This window comes from Mesorhizobium sp. W067, from assembly GCF_054719525.1.
The window spans coordinates 5,504,638-5,521,184 of record NZ_JBTTII010000001.1 but is presented as its reverse complement, the minus strand read 5'-3'; the positions used below and the strand labels follow the sequence as shown (position 1 = coordinate 5,521,184).

General features: G+C 63.8%; 12 protein-coding genes. 6 read left to right on the top strand and 6 right to left on the bottom strand.

The features are described from left to right. Positions 1-66: 66 nt before the first annotated feature. Positions 67-951: a phosphotransferase family protein gene (locus ACYG97_RS26895; protein WP_023732493.1), complete on the top strand. Its 885-nt coding sequence runs from the start codon at positions 67-69 to the stop codon at positions 949-951. Then, positions 948-3,401: a GcvT family protein gene (locus ACYG97_RS26890; protein ID WP_023732494.1), complete on the top strand. Its 2,454-nt coding sequence runs from the start codon at positions 948-950 to the stop codon at positions 3,399-3,401. Before ACYG97_RS26895 ends, ACYG97_RS26890 begins: the two co-directional genes overlap by 4 nt. 28 nt (positions 3,402-3,429) lie before the next feature. Here the strand turns inward: ACYG97_RS26890 and ACYG97_RS26885 are convergent, their stop codons facing one another. Continuing rightward, positions 3,430-4,062 carry a class I SAM-dependent DNA methyltransferase gene (locus ACYG97_RS26885; RefSeq protein WP_023732495.1) on the bottom strand — a complete coding sequence of 211 codons (633 nt, stop codon included), beginning with the start codon at positions 4,060-4,062 and terminating at the stop codon, positions 3,430-3,432. 106 nt (positions 4,063-4,168) lie between these two features. Here ACYG97_RS26885 and ACYG97_RS26880 point away from each other — a divergent pair, with 106 nt between their 5' ends. After that, a complete protein-coding gene (locus ACYG97_RS26880; RefSeq protein WP_023732496.1) occupies positions 4,169-5,071 on the top strand; it encodes a phosphotransferase family protein in 903 nt (300 codons plus the stop codon). Between the two features lies 1 nt (position 5,072). Here ACYG97_RS26880 and ACYG97_RS26875 read toward each other — a convergent pair whose 3' ends face one another. Then, positions 5,073-5,996 (bottom strand): DMT family transporter, encoded by a 924-nt coding sequence (locus ACYG97_RS26875; protein WP_023732497.1) that lies wholly within the window; start codon positions 5,994-5,996, stop codon positions 5,073-5,075. Positions 5,997-6,068: 72 nt separating this feature from the next. Then, positions 6,069-7,349, bottom strand: a complete 1,281-nt coding sequence (locus ACYG97_RS26870) for an amidohydrolase family protein (protein ID WP_023732498.1) — start codon at positions 7,347-7,349, stop codon at positions 6,069-6,071. A gap of 175 nt (positions 7,350-7,524) precedes the next feature. Between ACYG97_RS26870 and ACYG97_RS26865 the strand changes: the two genes are divergently transcribed. Further along, entirely contained in the window at positions 7,525-9,282 is a 1,758-nt protein-coding gene (locus ACYG97_RS26865) for an ABC transporter ATP-binding protein (protein WP_023685110.1), read from the top strand. Positions 9,283-9,348: 66 nt separating this feature from the next. Here ACYG97_RS26865 and ilvD read toward each other — a convergent pair whose 3' ends face one another. Continuing rightward, entirely contained in the window at positions 9,349-11,193 is a 1,845-nt protein-coding gene (ilvD, locus tag ACYG97_RS26860; protein ID WP_023692643.1) for a dihydroxy-acid dehydratase, read from the bottom strand. Positions 11,194-11,464: 271 nt separating this feature from the next. On the opposite strand from ilvD, the gene ACYG97_RS26855 reads away from it, so the two are divergent. Further along, the gene (locus ACYG97_RS26855; protein WP_023715581.1) at positions 11,465-11,950 is read left to right on the top strand and encodes a VOC family protein; all 486 of its coding nucleotides are present in this window, start codon (positions 11,465-11,467) and stop codon (positions 11,948-11,950) included. Positions 11,951-12,113: 163 nt separating this feature from the next. On the opposite strand, the gene ACYG97_RS26850 is transcribed toward ACYG97_RS26855, so the two are convergent. Next, positions 12,114-13,706 (bottom strand): peptide chain release factor 3, encoded by a 1,593-nt coding sequence (locus ACYG97_RS26850; protein ID WP_023715580.1) that lies wholly within the window; start codon positions 13,704-13,706, stop codon positions 12,114-12,116. A 140-nt stretch (positions 13,707-13,846) separates the two neighbouring features. Between ACYG97_RS26850 and ACYG97_RS26845 the strand changes: the two genes are divergently transcribed. Beyond that, positions 13,847-14,920, top strand: coding sequence for an NAD(P)/FAD-dependent oxidoreductase (locus ACYG97_RS26845; protein WP_023732499.1), 1,074 nt, complete (start codon positions 13,847-13,849; stop codon positions 14,918-14,920). On the opposite strand, the gene ACYG97_RS26840 is transcribed toward ACYG97_RS26845, so the two are convergent. Beyond that, entirely contained in the window at positions 14,914-16,287 is a 1,374-nt protein-coding gene (locus tag ACYG97_RS26840; protein ID WP_023732500.1) for an amidase, read from the bottom strand. The two genes, ACYG97_RS26845 and ACYG97_RS26840, sit on opposite strands and share 7 nt — an antisense overlap. Positions 16,288-16,547: the final 260 nt, after the last annotated feature.

The window sequence follows — 16,547 nt, the reverse complement described above, 5'->3', positions numbered from 1 at the left end:
TTTCCCAACGCTCGTTGCGCGGCGCATGGCGCCCAGGAAAGCTCCGCAAAAGTCAGGGATGGCCCCGTGACTGCTGAAGACCGCATCCGGGCCTTGCCTTGCTGGAATGGCAGCATCGACATTGCGCCGCTGCCGGGCGGCCTCAGCAACGCCAACTATCTGGTCAAGGACGCGGCCGGGCGGCATGTCGTGCGCTTCGGCCAGGACTATCCATTTCACCACGTCTTTCGCGACCGCGAGGTGATGACGGCCCGCGCGGCGCACGCCGCAGGCTTCGCGCCGGCGGTCCACCATTCCGAACCCGGCATCATGGTCACGGAATTTCTCGGCGCGAAAACCTATGTTGCCGAGGACGTGCGCGCCAATATCGGCCGCGTCGCGGCCCTTATGCGCGGGTTCCATCGCGAGATGCCCAATCACATCTCCGGCGCCGGCTTCATGTTCTGGGTCTTCCATGTCATCCGCGACTATGCGCGAACGCTGAGCGAAGGCGGCAGCCGCAAGCGCGACGAGCTGCCCAGGCTGCTGGCTCTGGCCGACGAGTTGGAGCGGGCCCAGAAACTGCTGCCGATCGTCTTCGGCCACAATGATCTTTTGCCGGCAAATATTCTCGACGATGGCGACAGGTTGTGGCTCATCGATTTCGAATATGCCGGTTTCAACACCGCGATGTTCGATCTTGCCGGCGTTGCCTCCAACGCCGAGATGAGCGACGCGGAGTCCTTCACTTTCCTCACGGCGTATTTCATGCGCGAGCCGGATGAGGCGATCCGCCGCTCGCACGCGGCCATGCAATGCGCCTCGCTGCTGCGCGAGGCGATGTGGAGCATGGTTTCCGAACTTTACCTAGACGCGCCCGGCATCGACTACGTCGCCTACACCGCAGAGAACCTGACGCGGCTTGACGCGGCGCTGGGCAATTACCGCACGAAGTACGGGACCCAGTCATGACATTGCCCACACATGCCGGCATCGTCGTCATCGGCGGCGGCATTATGGGCTGTTCGACGGCCTATCACCTGGCGCGCGACCACAAGGCCGATGTCGTGCTGCTGGAACAGGGCAAGCTGACCTCGGGCTCGACCTGGCATGCGGCCGGGCTGGTCGGCCAGCTGCGCTCGTCGGCCTCGATCACCCGCGTGCTCAAATATTCGGTCGAGCTCTACAAGGGACTGGAAGCCGAAACCGGGCTCGCTACCGGCTGGAAGATGACCGGGTGCCTCAGGCTTGCGACCAATGCCGACCGCTGGACCGAATATAAACGGCTGGCGACGACGGCCAGGAGCTTCGGCATGGACATGCAGTTGCTGTCGCCGGGGGAGGTCAAAAAGATGTGGCCGCTGCTGGAGACCGGCGACCTCGTCGGCGCCTCCTGGCTGCCGACCGATGGGCAGGCCAGCCCCTCCGACATCACGCAGTCGCTGGCCAAGGGCGCGCGCATGCATGGCGCCAAGCTGTTCGAGGACGTCCGCGTTACCGGCTTTGACGTGACGGACGGGCACATCACCGCGGTGAAGACCAACAAGGGCGACATTGCTTGCGACAAGGTGGTGAACTGCGCCGGGCAATGGTCACGCCAGGTCGGCGCGATGGCCGGCATTTGCGTGCCGCTGCAACCGGTCAAGCACCAGTACATCATCACCGAGAAGGTCGACGGGCTGGCGACCGACGCGCCGACAATCCGCGATCCCGACCGCCGTACCTATTTCAAGGAAGAGGTCGGCGGGCTGGTGATGGGCGGCTATGAGCCGAACCCGCAGGCCTGGGCGACCGGCCTGCCCGGCGGCGATGTCCCCGATGACTGGGAGTTCCGCCTGTTCGACGACGACTACGATCATTTCGAACAGCATATGAGCCAGGCGATCGCGCGCGTGCCGGCGCTGGAGACGGTCGGCGTCAAGCAGATGATCAACGGGCCGGAGAGTTTTACGCCGGACGGCAATTTCATCCTCGGTGTCGCGCCCGAATGCGCCAACATGTTCGTCGGCGCCGGCTTCAACGCCTTCGGCATCGCTTCCGGCGGCGGCGCCGGCTGGGTGCTGGCGCAATGGGTTGTCGATGGTGAAGCGCCGCTCGACCTTTGGGTGGTCGACATCAGGCGCTTTTCCAATTTGCACCGCGACCGGCAATGGGTCAGCGATCGCACGCTGGAAGCCTATGGCAAGCATTACACGATCGGCTTTCCGCATGAGGAGTACGTCTCGGGCCGGCCGCGCATCGTCTCGCCGCTCTACGAGCGGCTGAAAGCGCACCGCGCGGTGTTCGGCTCCAAGCTCGGCTGGGAACGGCCGAACTGGTTCGCGCCGCAGGGCGCCACATCCGAAGACATTTATTCCATGGGCCGGCAGAACTGGTTTGGCCCGGTCGGCGAAGAGCATCGCCATGTGCGCGAGAAGGTCGGCATCTTCGACCAGTCGTCCTTCGCCAAATACGAAATGACGGGTTCGGATGCGGCTAAGGCGCTGGACTGGATCTGCGCCAACGATGTCGCCAAGCCGGTGGGACGGCTGACCTACACGCAGCTTCTCAACACGCGCGGCGGCATCGAGGCCGATTTGACGGTGGCCAGGCTCGCCGAAGACAAATTCTACATCGTGACCGGCACCGGCTTCCGCACGCATGATCTCTCCTGGATCGGCGACCATGTCGGCAAGGGCCTCGACGTGACGTTGAAAGATGTCACCGAGGATTTCGGCACGCTGTCGCTGATGGGGCCGCGCGCCCGCGATGTGCTTTCGGCCGTCACCGACGCGGATGTCTCGAATGTCGCCTTCCCGTTCGGCCATGTCAGCGAGATCGCCATTGCCGGTCATACGGTTCGGGCGCTGCGCGTCACCTATGTCGGCGAGCTTGGTTGGGAATTGCATGTGCCGATCGCCGCCACCGGCGAGATTTTCGACACGGTGATGGCGGCAGGCAAGCCGCACGGCATCCGGCCGATCGGCTACCGGGCGCTGGAATCACTTCGGCTGGAGAAAGGCTACCGCGCCTGGGCCTCCGACATCACCCCCAACGACACGCCTCAGGAGGCCGGCCTCGGCTGGGCGGTGAAGCTGAGAAAGAACACGGATTTCGTCGGCCGGCGGGCGCTCGAAAAGATCAGCGGCGCCGACCTGAAGAAACGCTTTGCCGGCTTCACGGTCGACGATCCCGATATCGTGCTGGTCGGGCGCGAGACGATTTTGCGCAATGGCGAACCGGTCGGCTATCTCACCAGCGGCGGTTATGGCTACACGCTGGCTAAGAACATCGGCTATGGCTATGTCCGCAACGCCGATGGCGTCAGCGACGATTTTCTCAGCTCAGGCGACTATGAGCTGGTGGTGGCGATGGAACGGACGCCGGCCAAGATCCATCTCGAGCCGATGTACGATCCTTCGATGAGCAGGATCAAGGCATAGCCCGAGCCCGGATTTGAGGTCAAAGGATTCAGCTCACGCGCAGCACAAGGCCGCGGCTGGGCACGGTATCCGCCTCGCCCGGCATCGAGACATAGGGCGCCGTCTCCTCGGCGGGGACAACCCTGCCCTCAGCTTCGAGTACAGCGATGCGTTCGGCGAAGCCGGCGTTCCACAGCGTGTTCTTGATGGTCAGCACGATGACGCCACCGGGACGGCAGACGCGGATCAGTTCGTCCAGCCCCTCGGCGCCGACATGGCCGGAGGTGAAAACGCCGGCCGAGACGATGCCGGCATAGGCATTGTCGGCAAAGGGCAGTGGCCCGCCGAGCGCCAGGCAATGCAGCGCCGAATAGACGCCCTTTGCCGCCGCTTTAGACAGCATGCCTTGCGAAATATCGAGCGCTTCGACCTGGGGATAGCCGGTGATGGCCAGCCACTCGCCGATCAGCCCGGTGCCGGCGCCGGCGTCGAGAAGCGGTGCGGCGCCGCGCGGCAGATGCCGTGCGAGCAGGGCCAGGCAGATCGTCGGATGGCGGTAGCCGGCGGCCGACATGTCGGCATCGTAGGTTTCCGACCAACTGTCATAGATCGCGGCGACGTCCTCGGGCCGTTGCGCCGCATAGGCGGCGCCAAGCCCGCCATGATCCTTGTTGCCCGCCATGGCTGTTTCTCCGCCAGCTCGCTGCTCACCCTCGATCGGATGATAGCCAAACGGCGAAAACTGTGGAACCGTTGTCGCAAGAAATAACACGCCAGGGGCAACAGGCATGGGGACCGACGAGGCACGCGCAACACTTGCGGCAATTCCGGCATTAGCGGGCTATGACGGACCGCTGGAGCGGCTGGGCGGGATGACCAATCTCGTCTTTCGGGCCGGCGATATCTGCCTGCGTATCCCCGGCAAAGGCACCGAGGAGTATATCAACCGCGCTAATGAAGCGGTGGCGGCGCGTGAGGCGGCCAAAGCGGGCGTCAGTCCCGAGGTGCTGCATGTCGACCCCGCGACAGGCGTGCTGGCGAGCCGCTTCGTTGCCGGCGCCGTGACGATGTCGCCGGAAAAGTTCAAGCTGCGCGCCGGCAGCCCGGCCCGCGCCGGCGAAGCCTTCCGCAAGCTGCACACGTCCGGTGCGGTATTTCCGTTCCGCTTCGAGCTGTTTGCGATGATCGACGACTATCTCAAGGTCTTGTCGACCAAGGAAGTCGCCTTGCCGCCGGGCTACCACGACGTGGTGCGCGAATCCGACACCGTGCGTGCGTCCCTTGCCGCGCATAGACTGCCGATTGCCGCCTGCCATTGCGATCCACTGTGCGAGAATTTTCTCGATACGGGCGAGCGGATGTGGATCGTCGACTGGGAATATTCGGGGATGAACGACCCGCTCTGGGACCTCGGCGACCTCTCGGTCGAAGGCCGGTTTGACACCACGCAAGAGGAAGAGATGATGCGCGCCTATTTCGGCGGCGAGGCAAAACCGGCCGAGCGCGGCCGCGTCGTCACCTACAAGGCGATGTGCGACCTGTTGTGGACGCTCTGGGGCCTTATCCAGCTTGCCAACAACAACCCGGTCGAGGATTTCCGCGCCTATGCCGACGGCCGCTTCGCCCGTTGCAAGGCGCTGATGGAAACGCCTGAGTTTTCACGGCATCTGGCGGCGGTGCGCCAAGGTTAGGTCAATTCACGCCTTTCGGCACGTTCTCCGGCGGCACGACTGTTTCGACCACCTTCTGGCGGTGGAAGATGAACAGGCCGGCGAGCACGACGATGGCCGAGCCGATCAGGATGCGCGGTCCCGGCACGTCGCCGAAGAATGCCAGGCCGAAGATCACCGCCCATAGAAGCAGGCTGTAGTGCAGCGGCGCCAGCGTCGAGGCAGGGGCCAGTTTCAGCGCCCTGGTAATCATCAGATGCGCGCTGCAGGAGACGATGCCGAGCAGGAGCATGGCGCCGAAATCGAGTGCCGAGGGCGTCTGCCAGGCGCCTATGGTCATCACGCCGCCGACCAGCAGCGTGCCGATAGTCTGCCAGGTGACCAGCGTTGTGTCGCTGGTGCCGCGCAGGCGGCGGCTGAGGATGATGGCAAAGGCGAAGGCGAGGCTGCCGACCAGCGCGAACAGCGAGGACTGCGAAAACGCCGCCGAAGAGGGTTTCAAGATGATCAGCACGCCGCAGAAGCCGACCAGGATGGCGGCCCAGCGGCGCCAGCCGACCTTTTCGCCGAGCAGGAAATGCGACAGCGCCGCCACATAGATCGGCCCGGCCATGTAGAAGCTCATCACATCGGCCAGCGGCAGATAGACGACGGCCGCGTAAAACAAGGCTGTGTCCACCGTGGTCGCCAGCACGCGCAGAATCTGGAGGACCGGCCGCTCCATCTGGAACAGTCTGCCGGCGCCCTGGTTGGCGATCATCGGGCCGAGCACGATGAAGGCCCCGATCGATCGGATCAGCACCACCTGCCCCACCGAGAAGCTGGCGACCAGCCATTTGCCCATCGCGTCGTTCAGCGCGAACATGAAGTCGCCGGCCAGCATCAAGAGGATGCCGGCCAGAAGCGCGTTCCTGATAGTGAAGGTGCGGACGAGCGACTGGGCCATGCGGCTCCCTAGCTGCAAGCGGTCGCTTTGACGAGGCAAATCGGTAAGACCAGCGGCGGAAATCGGCTGTTTCTACGCAGTTTTGTGCCGCCGGTTCACCTGTCCGGGACGGCCGGCGATCGACAGCCGTGTCTCCTGTTTCGTGCGCTCGGCCACCACCTTGCCCCTGGCGACGACGCACAGCCGTTCGGCACGCAGCCTCAAGGCCTCGATCGGGTTGCCTGCATCGAGGATGACGAAGCTGGCGCGCTTGCCCACGGCAAGGCCGAGATGATCGAGGCCCATGATGGCGGCGTTGACATTGGTGACCATGTCGAAGCAGCGTGCCATGTCGGCAGGGCTCGACATCTGAGCGACGTGAAGCCCCATGAAGGCGACGTCGAGCATGTCGGCGGTGCCCAGCGAATACCAGGGGTCGAGAACGCAATCCTGGCCCCAACCGACTCGGATGCCGAGCGCCAGCATCTCCTTCACCCGGGTCATTCCGCGGCGTTTGGGAAACGTGTCGTGGCGGCCCTGCAGCATGATGTTGATCAGCGGATTGGGGATCGCCGACACACCGGCCTCGGCAATCAGCGGCAGCAGCTTGGAGACGTAGTAATTGTCCATCGAGTGCATTGAAGTCAGATGCGAGCCGGCTACCTTGCCCTGCAGGCCAAGGCGCTGCGTCTCATAGGCAAGCTGCTCGATGTGGCGCGACAACGGATCGTCGGTCTCGTCGCAATGCAGGTCGACCATCAGCCCGCGCTTCGCCGCGATTTCGCACAATTCGGTCACCGAGCGCGTGCCGTCGGCCATGGTGCGTTCGAAATGCGGGATGCCGCCGACGATGTCGACGCCCACGTCGAGCGCGCGCAGCGTGTTCTGGCGCGCCGTCGGCGAACGGTAGAAGCCATCCTGCGGGAAAGCGACCAGTTGCAGATCGATATAGGGCGCGACAATCTTCTTGACGTCGAGCAGCGCCTCGACCGCCAGCAGCCGGTCGTCGCAGACATCGACATGGGTACGGATGGCGAGCAGGCCCATCGAGACCGCCCAGTCGCAATAGGCGAGCGCCCGCTCGCGCACCGCGTCATGGGTCAAGAGCGGCTTCAGTTCGCCCCACAGCGAAATGCCTTCCAGCAGCGTGCCCGAAGCGTTGATGCGTGGAATGCCGTAGGACAGCGTCGCGTCCATATGGAAATGCGGATCGACGAAGGGCGGCGAGATCAGATTGCCACGGGCGTCGATCGCCGTGCCGGCGCTGACATGCAGTTCGGACTCGATGGCGACGATCGTCTCGCCGATGACGCCTAGGTCGGCGACGGTGCCGTCGGGCAGCGTTCCGCCGCGCACAACAAGATCGAAATCCATCTGTCGTCATCTCCCTGCAGATCAGTCGCCGCAATCGTGGCGCAAAAGACACCGTGCCGCAGCCGATTGTCTCCGCGACAGCGAAAGGTTCCATCCGGTCACAACTCGCTCTATAAGCCGCCTTTCGCCCCGGTGGCGAATCCGAAATTCGTCAGTCAGGCATGGGATCGGCCATTTGTTTCGCTTCTTCCGTTCGACGGAAAACCAGCGCCTTATCGCAAGGCTTTTGCGGGAATCCTTTCACGCACATAGATTTGGCTACGCTGCGGCCATTCTGTCGATGCTGGTGGTGGCGGCAACGACAGCAGCCAGCGCCTATATGCTGCGCGAAATCACCAATGAATTCGTGGTTTACAAGAGGATTGGGCAGGTCAATCTGATCGCGGCGGCGACCGGAGCGATTTTCATTCTCAAGGGCTTCGCAAACTTCATCCAGGCCTACTTCATGAGCAGGGTCGGCAATGCCATCATCGCCGACCGGCAGCGCAAGATCTATGACAGCATTCTCGCGCAAGGCATCGAATTCTATCATTCGACCTCTTCGTCCGAACTGATTTCGCGCATGACGAACAATGCCCAGGCCGCGCGCAGCGTGCTCGACCAAATCGTCACGTCCTATGTTCGCGATCTGGTGACGCTGGCTGCGCTGGTGGGTGTGATGGTCTGGCAGCAGCCGGCGCTGTCCCTCATCTGTCTGGTGATCGGGCCGATCGCCATTTACGGCGTCAATCGTATCCTGAAGCGCGTCCGAAAAATTGCCTCGCAAGAATTCCGTTCGCTCGGCCAGATCGTGCAGGTGATGCAGGAAACTGCGATCGGCGTGCGCGTCGTCAAATCCTTCGGCCTCGAAGGCGCCATGCGCAAGCGCATGTACAAGGCCGTGTCGGACGTGGAGAGCCGCGCCAACAACATCGCCACGCTGGAGGCCGCCACCAGCCCGGTTATGGAAACGCTTGCGGGGCTGGCCATCGCTGGCGCCGTTTTTGTCAGCGGCTTCCTGGTTCTGGGCGGCGGCGGTCAGATGCCGGGCAACATCATGGCCTTCATCGCGGCGCTGCTGTTGGCCTATGAGCCGGCCAAGCGCCTGGCCCGCGTACGCATCTCGCTTGAAACCGGCATTGTCGGCGTGCGCATGATGTTCCAGCTCGCCGACCGGCCGCTGACGCTGGCCGAAAAGCCGGATGCAAAGCCGCTGCGGGCCGGGCCGGGCGAGATCCATTTCGACAATGTCAGCTTCGCCTACCCCGAAAGCGCGCCGGTGTTCGAGGGACTGGACCTGACGCTTGCCGCCGGCAAGATGACGGCGCTGGTCGGACCCTCGGGCAGCGGCAAGTCGACCATCCTCAACCTGATCATGCGCATGTACGACCCGCAGAGCGGCAGGGTGATGTTCGACGGGCAGGACATTTCTTGTGCCACGCTCACCTCGGTCAGGGAAAAGATCGCCTATGTCAGCCAGGACACGTTCCTGTTTGCCGGCACGATCATGCACAACATCAGGCTCGGGCGCGAGGGCGCCACGGACGAGGAAGTGATGGCCGCCGCAAGGGCCGCCAATGCACATGACTTCATCAGCGCCCAGGCGAAAGGCTACGACACGGATGTCGGCGAGAATGGCGCGCTGCTGTCAGGCGGCCAGCGCCAGCGCATCTCGATCGCACGCGCCATGCTACGCAATGCCGAAATCCTGCTTCTGGACGAGGCGACCAGCGCACTCGACGCCGAATCCGAGGCGCTGTTCCGCGACGCGCTGCAGCAGCTGACGGTCGGGCGCACCACCATCGTCATTGCCCACCGCCTGTCGACCGTGCACCAGGCCGACACGATCGTGGTGCTGGAGGCCGGCAAGGTGGTGGAAAGCGGCGCGCATCGCACGCTGCTCAACCAGGGCGGCCTGTATCAGAAGCTTTACGAATATCAGCTGATGCCGTGAGCTTTACCCTCCCCCTTGTGGGGAGGGTCGCTGCGCAGCAGCGGGGTGGGGGTCGGCGCCGCACCCTCACTCCGGCACGTGCCGCACCGCGCCCTTGTCGGCGCTGGTGGCGAAGGCGGCGTAAGCGCGCAGCGCGGTCGTCACCTTGCGCTTGCGCTTTTCCTCGGGCTTCCAGGCCATGGCGCCCTTCGCCTCCATGGCCGCGCGGCGCGCGTCGAGTTCAGCGTCGCTGACAGCAAGCCGGATCGTGCGGTTGGGGATGTCGATCTCGATCGTATCGCCTTCCTGCACCAGTCCGATCGTGCCGCCTTCCGCTGCTTCGGGCGAGGCATGGCCGATCGACAGGCCTGATGTGCCGCCGGAGAAGCGGCCGTCGGTGACCAGCGCGCAGGCCTTGCCGAGGCCTTTCGACTTTAGATAGCTCGTGGGGTAGAGCATTTCCTGCATGCCGGGACCGCCGCGCGGTCCTTCATAGCGGATGACGACGACATCGCCGGCCTTGATTTCGTTGGACAGGATCGCCTTCACGGAAGCGTCCTGGCTTTCGAACACGCGGGCCGGGCCGGTGAACTTCAGGATCGACTCGTCGACGCCGGCCGTCTTCACGATGCAGCCGTCGAGCGCCAGATTGCCTTTCAGCACGGCAAGGCCGCCGTCTTTCGAGAACGGCGTCTCGGCTGAGCGGATGACGCCCTTCTCGCGGTCGAGGTCGAGCTCGTCCCAGCGGCGGTCCTGGCTGAAGGCGACCTGTGTCGGCACGCCACCCGGAGCGGCGAGAAAGAAGTCGCGGACGCTCTGGCTCGAGGTGCGGGAGATGTCCCAATGGTCGAGCGCTTCGCCGAGGCTCGCCGTATGCACCGTGGGCAGGTTGCGGTTGAGCAGCCCGGCATTGTCGAGCTGGCCGAGGATCGCCATGATGCCGCCGGCGCGGTGGACGTCTTCCATATGCACGTCGGACTTGGCTGGTGCGACCTTGCACAGCACCGGAACGCGGCGTGACAGCCGGTCGATGTCTTCCATGGTGAAATCGACCTCGCCCTCATGGGCGGCGGCCAGGATATGCAGCACGGTGTTGGTCGAGCCGCCCATGGCGATATCGAGCGTCATGGCGTTCTCGAAGGCGCCTTTGGAGGCGATGCTGCGCGGCAGTGCCGACTCATCATCCTGCTCGTAGTAGCGCTGGGCGAGATCGACGATGAGATGGCCGGCCTCGACGAACAGCCGCTTGCGGTCGGCGTGGGTTGCGAGGGTCGAGCCATTGCCGGGTAGCGACAGGCCGAGCGCCTCGGTCAGGCAATTCATCGAATTGGCGGTGAACATGCCGGAGCACGAGCCGCAGGTCGGGCAGGCCGAGCGTTCGATGACCTTGACGTCCTCGTCGGAGATCTTGTCGTCGGCGGCGGCAACCATGGCGTCGACCAGGTCGAGCGCTTGTGTCTTGCCGGCGAGCACCACCTTGCCGGCTTCCATCGGCCCCCCGGAGACGAAGACGCTTGGGATATTGAGGCGCAAGGAGGCCATCAGCATGCCGGGCGTGATCTTGTCGCAATTGGAGATGCAGACCATGGCATCGGCGCAATGCGCGTTGACCATATATTCGACCGAGTCCGCGATCAGCTCGCGCGATGGTAGCGAATAGAGCATGCCGTCATGGCCCATGGCGATGCCGTCATCGACGGCGATGGTGTTGAATTCCTTGGCGACGCCGCCCGCCTTCTCGATCTCGCGCGCCACCAGCTGGCCAAGGTCCTTCAGATGCACATGGCCGGGCACGAACTGGGTGAAGGAGTTGACCACCGCAATGATCGGCTTGCCGAAATCCGAGTCCTTCATGCCTGTGGCGCGCCACAGGCCGCGGGCGCCGGCCATGTTGCGGCCGTGGGTGGTGGTGCGGGAGCGATAGGCAGGCATGAATTTTCCTTGGCTGGCTGGCTGCGCCCGGTGCGGAGCGTGGCGGCGCGGAACTTGGATCGCAGGGTTTATAGACCGGCAAGTATGGTCTGACCACATTTTTGCAATGCGCCAGAGTCTCGCTGAAAATCAGGGTTCGAAAAAGATTGCCGGCCAGTGTCGGATCGCTAGCCCGGCATTCGTCCTTGGGACGACGGCAAGGGAATGGCACCATTTCTATAAGTCAGCCGCTTCACCTGTAACCGCAACAAAACACCCCGAGGAGCATGACATGCAAAAGATCACCACCTGCCTGTGGTTCGATGGCCAGGCCGAAGAGGCGATGAATTTCTACGTCTCCATCTTCAAGAATTCGAAGGTGCTGAGCGTGCTGCGTTGGCCCGAAGGCCATGCCGATGCCGGCAAGGCGCTGGTGACCACGTTCGAACTCGACGGCGTGCAGTTCCAGGCACTGAACGGCGGACCGCAATTCAAGTTCAACGAGGCGATGTCACAGTCGATCGACTGCAAGACCCAGGAAGAGGTCGATTATTTCTGGGACAAGCTCATCGAAGGCGGCGGCGAACCGTCGCAATGCAGCTGGCTGAAGGACAAGTTCGGCGTCTCCTGGCAAGTCGTGCCGGAGCAACTGCCGCGCTTGCTTCTGGATCCGGACCGGGCCAAGGCCGGGCGGGTGATGTCGGCGATGATGCAGATGAGCAAGATCGATATTGCCAAGATCGAGGAAGCTGCGGAGGGTGAGAAGGGGTCCGCGTAGCGGACGAAAAGCCAATTGGTTGGCTTTTCGAGCTTCGAACGCCCTGAGCCATGCGAACGGCCGGCGCGCGTTGGAGCCAATTGACCCTTCAAGGTCGGCGCTGCCCCTCATCCGCCCTTCGGGCACCTTCTCCGCGTAAGCGGGCAGAAGGAAAAGGGGCGCCTTACGCCGCCTTGTCGCGGACCTGGTAGTCCTTGATGGTGGCGAAGCGGATCGCCCTCCAGCGTTCGGCTTCGTAGTTCAGCGAGAAGGCGTGCTGGGCCAGAAACACAGGGTCGTTGTCGAGGTCGCGGGCGATGTCGCCGCGATGCGCTTCGATGAAGCGAAGTGTTTCGGCCTTGTCGTCGGCCGAAATCCAGCGGCAGACCGAAAAGCGCGACATTTCGAATTCGACCGGCAGCGTGTATTCGAAATTCAGCCGCTCCTTCAAAACGTCGAGCTGCAACGCGCCGACGACACCGACGATGGCAGGTGAGCCATCCTCGGGCGAAAACAGCTGCACGACGCCTTCCTCGGCCATCTGGTGCAGCGCTTCCTTGAGTTTTTTCGCCTTCATCGCGTCGCCGAGGCGCACACGGCGCAGGATTTCCGGCGCGAAGTTGGGTACGCCGCGGAACAGTATCTCCTCGCCTTCGGTCAGCGTATCGCCGATACGCAGCGTGCCGTGGTTGGGAATGCCGACGACATCGCCGGCAAACGCTTCGTCGGCGGTGACGCGGGTGCGGGCAAAGAAGAACTGCGGCGCCGACAGGCTCATCGGCTTGCCGGTGCGCACCAGCTTGGCCTTCATGCCGCGCTCGAGCTTGCCCGAACAGACGCGCACGAAGGCGATGCGGTCGCGATGGTTGGGGTCCATATTGGCCTGGATCTTGAACACGAAGGACGTCATCTTCTCCTCCGTCGCCTCGACCTTGCGGGTGTCTGCGTCCTGCGCACGCGGCGGCGGGCCGAAGGCGCCGAGCGCCTCGATCAGGTCGCGCACGCCGTAATTGCGCAGCGCCGAGCCGAAATAGACCGGCGTCAGATGGCCCTCACGGAACGCGTCAATATCAAGAGGTCGGCAGGCCTCGCGCGCGAGTTCCAGCTCCTCGATGAAGGCTTCGCGCTCGTTTTCCGGCAGCAGGCCGGCGACGCGGTTGGAGTCGGGGCCGTTGACCGGCGTGCGGTCTTTCTCGGCATCGCCCCTGCGCACAGCGTTGAGCGCCAGGTGGTAGGTGCCGGCAAAAGTCTTGCCGCGGCCGATCGGCCAGGTGATGGGGGCAGTGTCCAGCGCCAGCTTCTGCTCGATCTCGTCCAAAATCTCGAAGGGGTCGCGGCTTTCGCGGTCCATCTTGTTGATGAAGGTGATGATGGGGATATCGCGCAGCCGGCAGACCTCGAACAGCTTCAGCGTGCGCGGCTCGATGCCCTTGGCGGCGTCGATGACCATGACGGCCGAGTCCACCGCCGACAGCGTGCGGTAGGTGTCGTCGGCAAAATCCTCGTGGCCGGGCGTATCGAGCAGGTTGAAGACATTGTCCTCGTATTCGAAGGTCATCACCGAGGTGACGACCGAAATGCCGCGCTCGCGCTCGATCTTCATCCAGTCGGACCGCGTCTGGATGCGGTCCTTCTTGGCCTTGACCTCGCCCGCAAGCTGGATGGCGCCGCCGAACAGCAGCAGCTTTTCGGTGAGCGTCGTCTTGCCGGCGTCTGGGTGGGCGATGATCGCGAAAGTGCGGCGGCGCGATACCGCCTGTTCGATGTCTTCTGCCAATTTCTGGAATCCTGTCTGTGGCGCCGGCTTCTAGCAGCGCATTGCTGGCCTGTCGACAGTTTCGGGCCGGCAGGCCTCGACCGCCCTTGAGCTTAACCCGCTGTGGTGGCATCAGAGGAGCCCATTCTGAGAGGTCCGGTATGAGCAGCGCTAAGGAAGTCATCGTCATCGGCGCCGGCATTATCGGCGCTTCCATCGCCTGGCACCTGACCAAGGCTGGCGCGCGGGTGACGGTGGTTTCGGAGAGCGGCGCCGGTGGCGTCGCGACGCCCAATTCCTTTGCCTGGATCAACGCCAGCTGGGGTAACCCCGAAACCTATTTCCGGCTGCGCACCCGCGCCATGGCCGAGTGGAAGCGGCTGGCAGACGAGTTGCCTGGACTGCCGCTCGCCTGGTGCGGCGGCTTGTGCTGGGATTTGCCGGCCGACCGGCTCGAAGCCTACGCGGCCAAGCATTCGGCCTGGGGCTACGGCATCGAGCGCGTTGACGCCAAGCGAGCCGCGCAGATCGAGCCCAAACTGGTCGAGCCGCCTGAATTCGCGGTTTATGTCGCGGAGGAAGGCGTGGCCGAACCGGTTGCGGCGGCCAAGGCGCTGCTGGCCGATGCAGAACGGCGCGGCGCGCGCATTCTTTCCAGTTCTGTAACCGCACTTGTCCAGACCGATGGCAGGATTGCCGGTGTCGATACATCGCATGGGCTGATGGCAGCCGACGAGGTGGTGATCGCAGCCGGTGTCGGGGCGCCCGATATTGCCGCTACCGCCGGCATCAAGCTGCCGATCGAGACGCCGCCCGGTCTGATCGTCCACTCGCAGCCCTACAAGAAGCTCCTCAACGGGCTGGTGCATGCCGAAAAGCTGCATATGCGCCAGACGGCGGAGGGCCGCATCATCGCCGGCTCGGATTTCGCGGGGAGCGATCCCGGTGAGAATCCCGACGCCACGGCGCGCGAGCTGTTTGCAGCAATGAAGGCGGCTTTGCGCGGCGCCGACGAACTGGAATTTGATTTCCACACGGTTGGCTACCGGCCGACGCCGATCGACGGCTTTCCGATCATCGGCCGCGCCGAGGGCACGGAAGGTCTCTATGTCGCCGTCATGCATTCCGGCATAACGCTGGCGCCGGCGGTCGGGCTGTTCGCCACGCGCGAAATTCTCGACGGCGAGCGTGATCCGCTGCTGACGCCTTATGGGTTGGGTCGGTTTGCTCAGTAGCCCGGCGGACGCTTGAAGCCGCCGGTCAGCGCTTCGATCGCCTTGGCGATGCCGAGCAGCCGCGATTCCGACCAGCGCTTGCCGACCAGTTGCAGGCCGATAGGCAGGCCGTCGCGGTCTTGCCCGCAGGGCAGCGAGAGTGCCGGATGGCCGGAATAATTGAAGACCGCGCCATAGGCCGGTAGCATCCAATAGCTTTGCTCCTTGCCGTCGACTTCGATCGGCGTGCCGGGCTCACAATGCGCGAAGGCCGTGGTCATGGCGACCGGACACAGCAAGGCATCGCAGGTCTCGAAGAACCTGTCCCAGGCCAGGATCGAGCGGTCGCGGCGAGCGAGCGCCTCGAACCAATTGGTGATCGGCGTTGACTGCTTCGGCGGTTCGGGCTGCGCTGCCTCCAGCATCATGCCGATCAGATCGCCGCCCTGCTTCAGATCGTCATGCAGATCGAGCTTCGGCAAGTTCGCTTCTTCCACAATCACCCCTACTGATTGCAACCGCTTGGCCAGGCTTTCGACTGCGGTAGCGATTTTGCCAGCCACCGGAAAGCCGGGGAAGGACGGCGCGAAGGCGATGCGCAATGTCTTGAGGTCGAGCCTGGGCATGGCCTCTACGGGCACCGGCCCGAGGTCCGTGTCTGCTCCGTCCGGGCCGGCGATGATTTTGTAGATCAGCGCAAGATCGTCCACGCTGCGCGCCAGCGGACCGAGGCAGGACATCAAGCGGACGCTGCGCGCCGCGCCGTTCGGATCGGGGAAGGCGCCGGCCAGGGACACGCGGTGCTCGGTCGGTTTCAACCCGCAGACACCGCAAAAAGCCGACGGCAGGCGGATCGAATCCTGCATGTCGGTGCCGACATCGAACGGCGTCATGCCGGTCGCCACCGCTGCCGCTGCGCCACCGCTGGACCCGCCTGACGTGCGCGAGCGGTTCCACGGATTGCTGGTGCGACCGAACAGCGGATTGTCCGATTGCCAGTCGCCCAGCATCGTCGCGACATTGGTCTTTCCAATCAGGATGCCGCCTGCTGCTTTCAATCGGGCGACGACCGGGCTGTCCGATTTTGCCGTATGGTTGGCGAAAGGCGGGAAACCGACCGTGGTCTCCATGTCGGCCGTTTCGTGCGTATCCTTCAGGGTGAAGGGCACGCCATGCAGCGGGCCGAGCGCATCGCCATGCGCCAATGCCACGTCGGCGTTTTCAGCGCGCTCACGGGCGCCTTCGCGGTCGAGATTGACGATGGCGTTGACGGCCTCGTTGTGTCGGTCGATTTGGACCAGATGGGCGTCCAGAGCTTCGACGGCGGAGATCTTTCGCGCCGCGATTGCGGCGGCGAGATCGATGGTAGAGGAAAAGGCGAGGTCCATGATTGCTCCGGCTGCTGCCAAACGTATCGCGGTTTAAAACCAAGTTCAGCATTCGGAGATCATCGGCGCTTGATCAAAATTGCGCTTGCCGGTCGGTTGAGGTTGGCGCTCTACGGCGCCCCCCTCTGTCCTGCCGGACATCTCCCCCACTTTGGGGGGAGATTGGCAGCTTTGGCTTCGGCGCCCCTTTTCCTGCGTTGAAAATTGGCGAAGGCCGCCGTGACCTCCAATCTCCCTCCTCGTGGGGGAGATGTCCGGCA

Excerpts from the sequence above, each read along its gene's own strand:
- ACYG97_RS26885 (WP_023732495.1), bottom strand. The coding sequence starts at position 4,062 with ATGGCGGGCAACAAGGATCATGGCGGGCTTGGCGCCGCCTATGCGGCG.
- ilvD (WP_023692643.1), bottom strand. The coding sequence starts at position 11,193 with ATGCCTGCCTATCGCTCCCGCACCACCACCCACGGCCGCAACATGGCC.
- ACYG97_RS26840 (WP_023732500.1), bottom strand. The coding sequence starts at position 16,287 with ATGGACCTCGCCTTTTCCTCTACCATCGATCTCGCCGCCGCAATCGCG.
- ACYG97_RS26875 (WP_023732497.1), bottom strand. The coding sequence starts at position 5,996 with ATGGCCCAGTCGCTCGTCCGCACCTTCACTATCAGGAACGCGCTTCTG.
- ACYG97_RS26870 (WP_023732498.1), bottom strand. The coding sequence starts at position 7,349 with ATGGATTTCGATCTTGTTGTGCGCGGCGGAACGCTGCCCGACGGCACC.
- ACYG97_RS26890 (WP_023732494.1), top strand. The coding sequence starts at position 948 with ATGACATTGCCCACACATGCCGGCATCGTCGTCATCGGCGGCGGCATT.
- ACYG97_RS26845 (WP_023732499.1), top strand. The coding sequence starts at position 13,847 with ATGAGCAGCGCTAAGGAAGTCATCGTCATCGGCGCCGGCATTATCGGC.
- ACYG97_RS26855 (WP_023715581.1), top strand. The coding sequence starts at position 11,465 with ATGCAAAAGATCACCACCTGCCTGTGGTTCGATGGCCAGGCCGAAGAG.
- ACYG97_RS26880 (WP_023732496.1), top strand. The coding sequence starts at position 4,169 with ATGGGGACCGACGAGGCACGCGCAACACTTGCGGCAATTCCGGCATTA.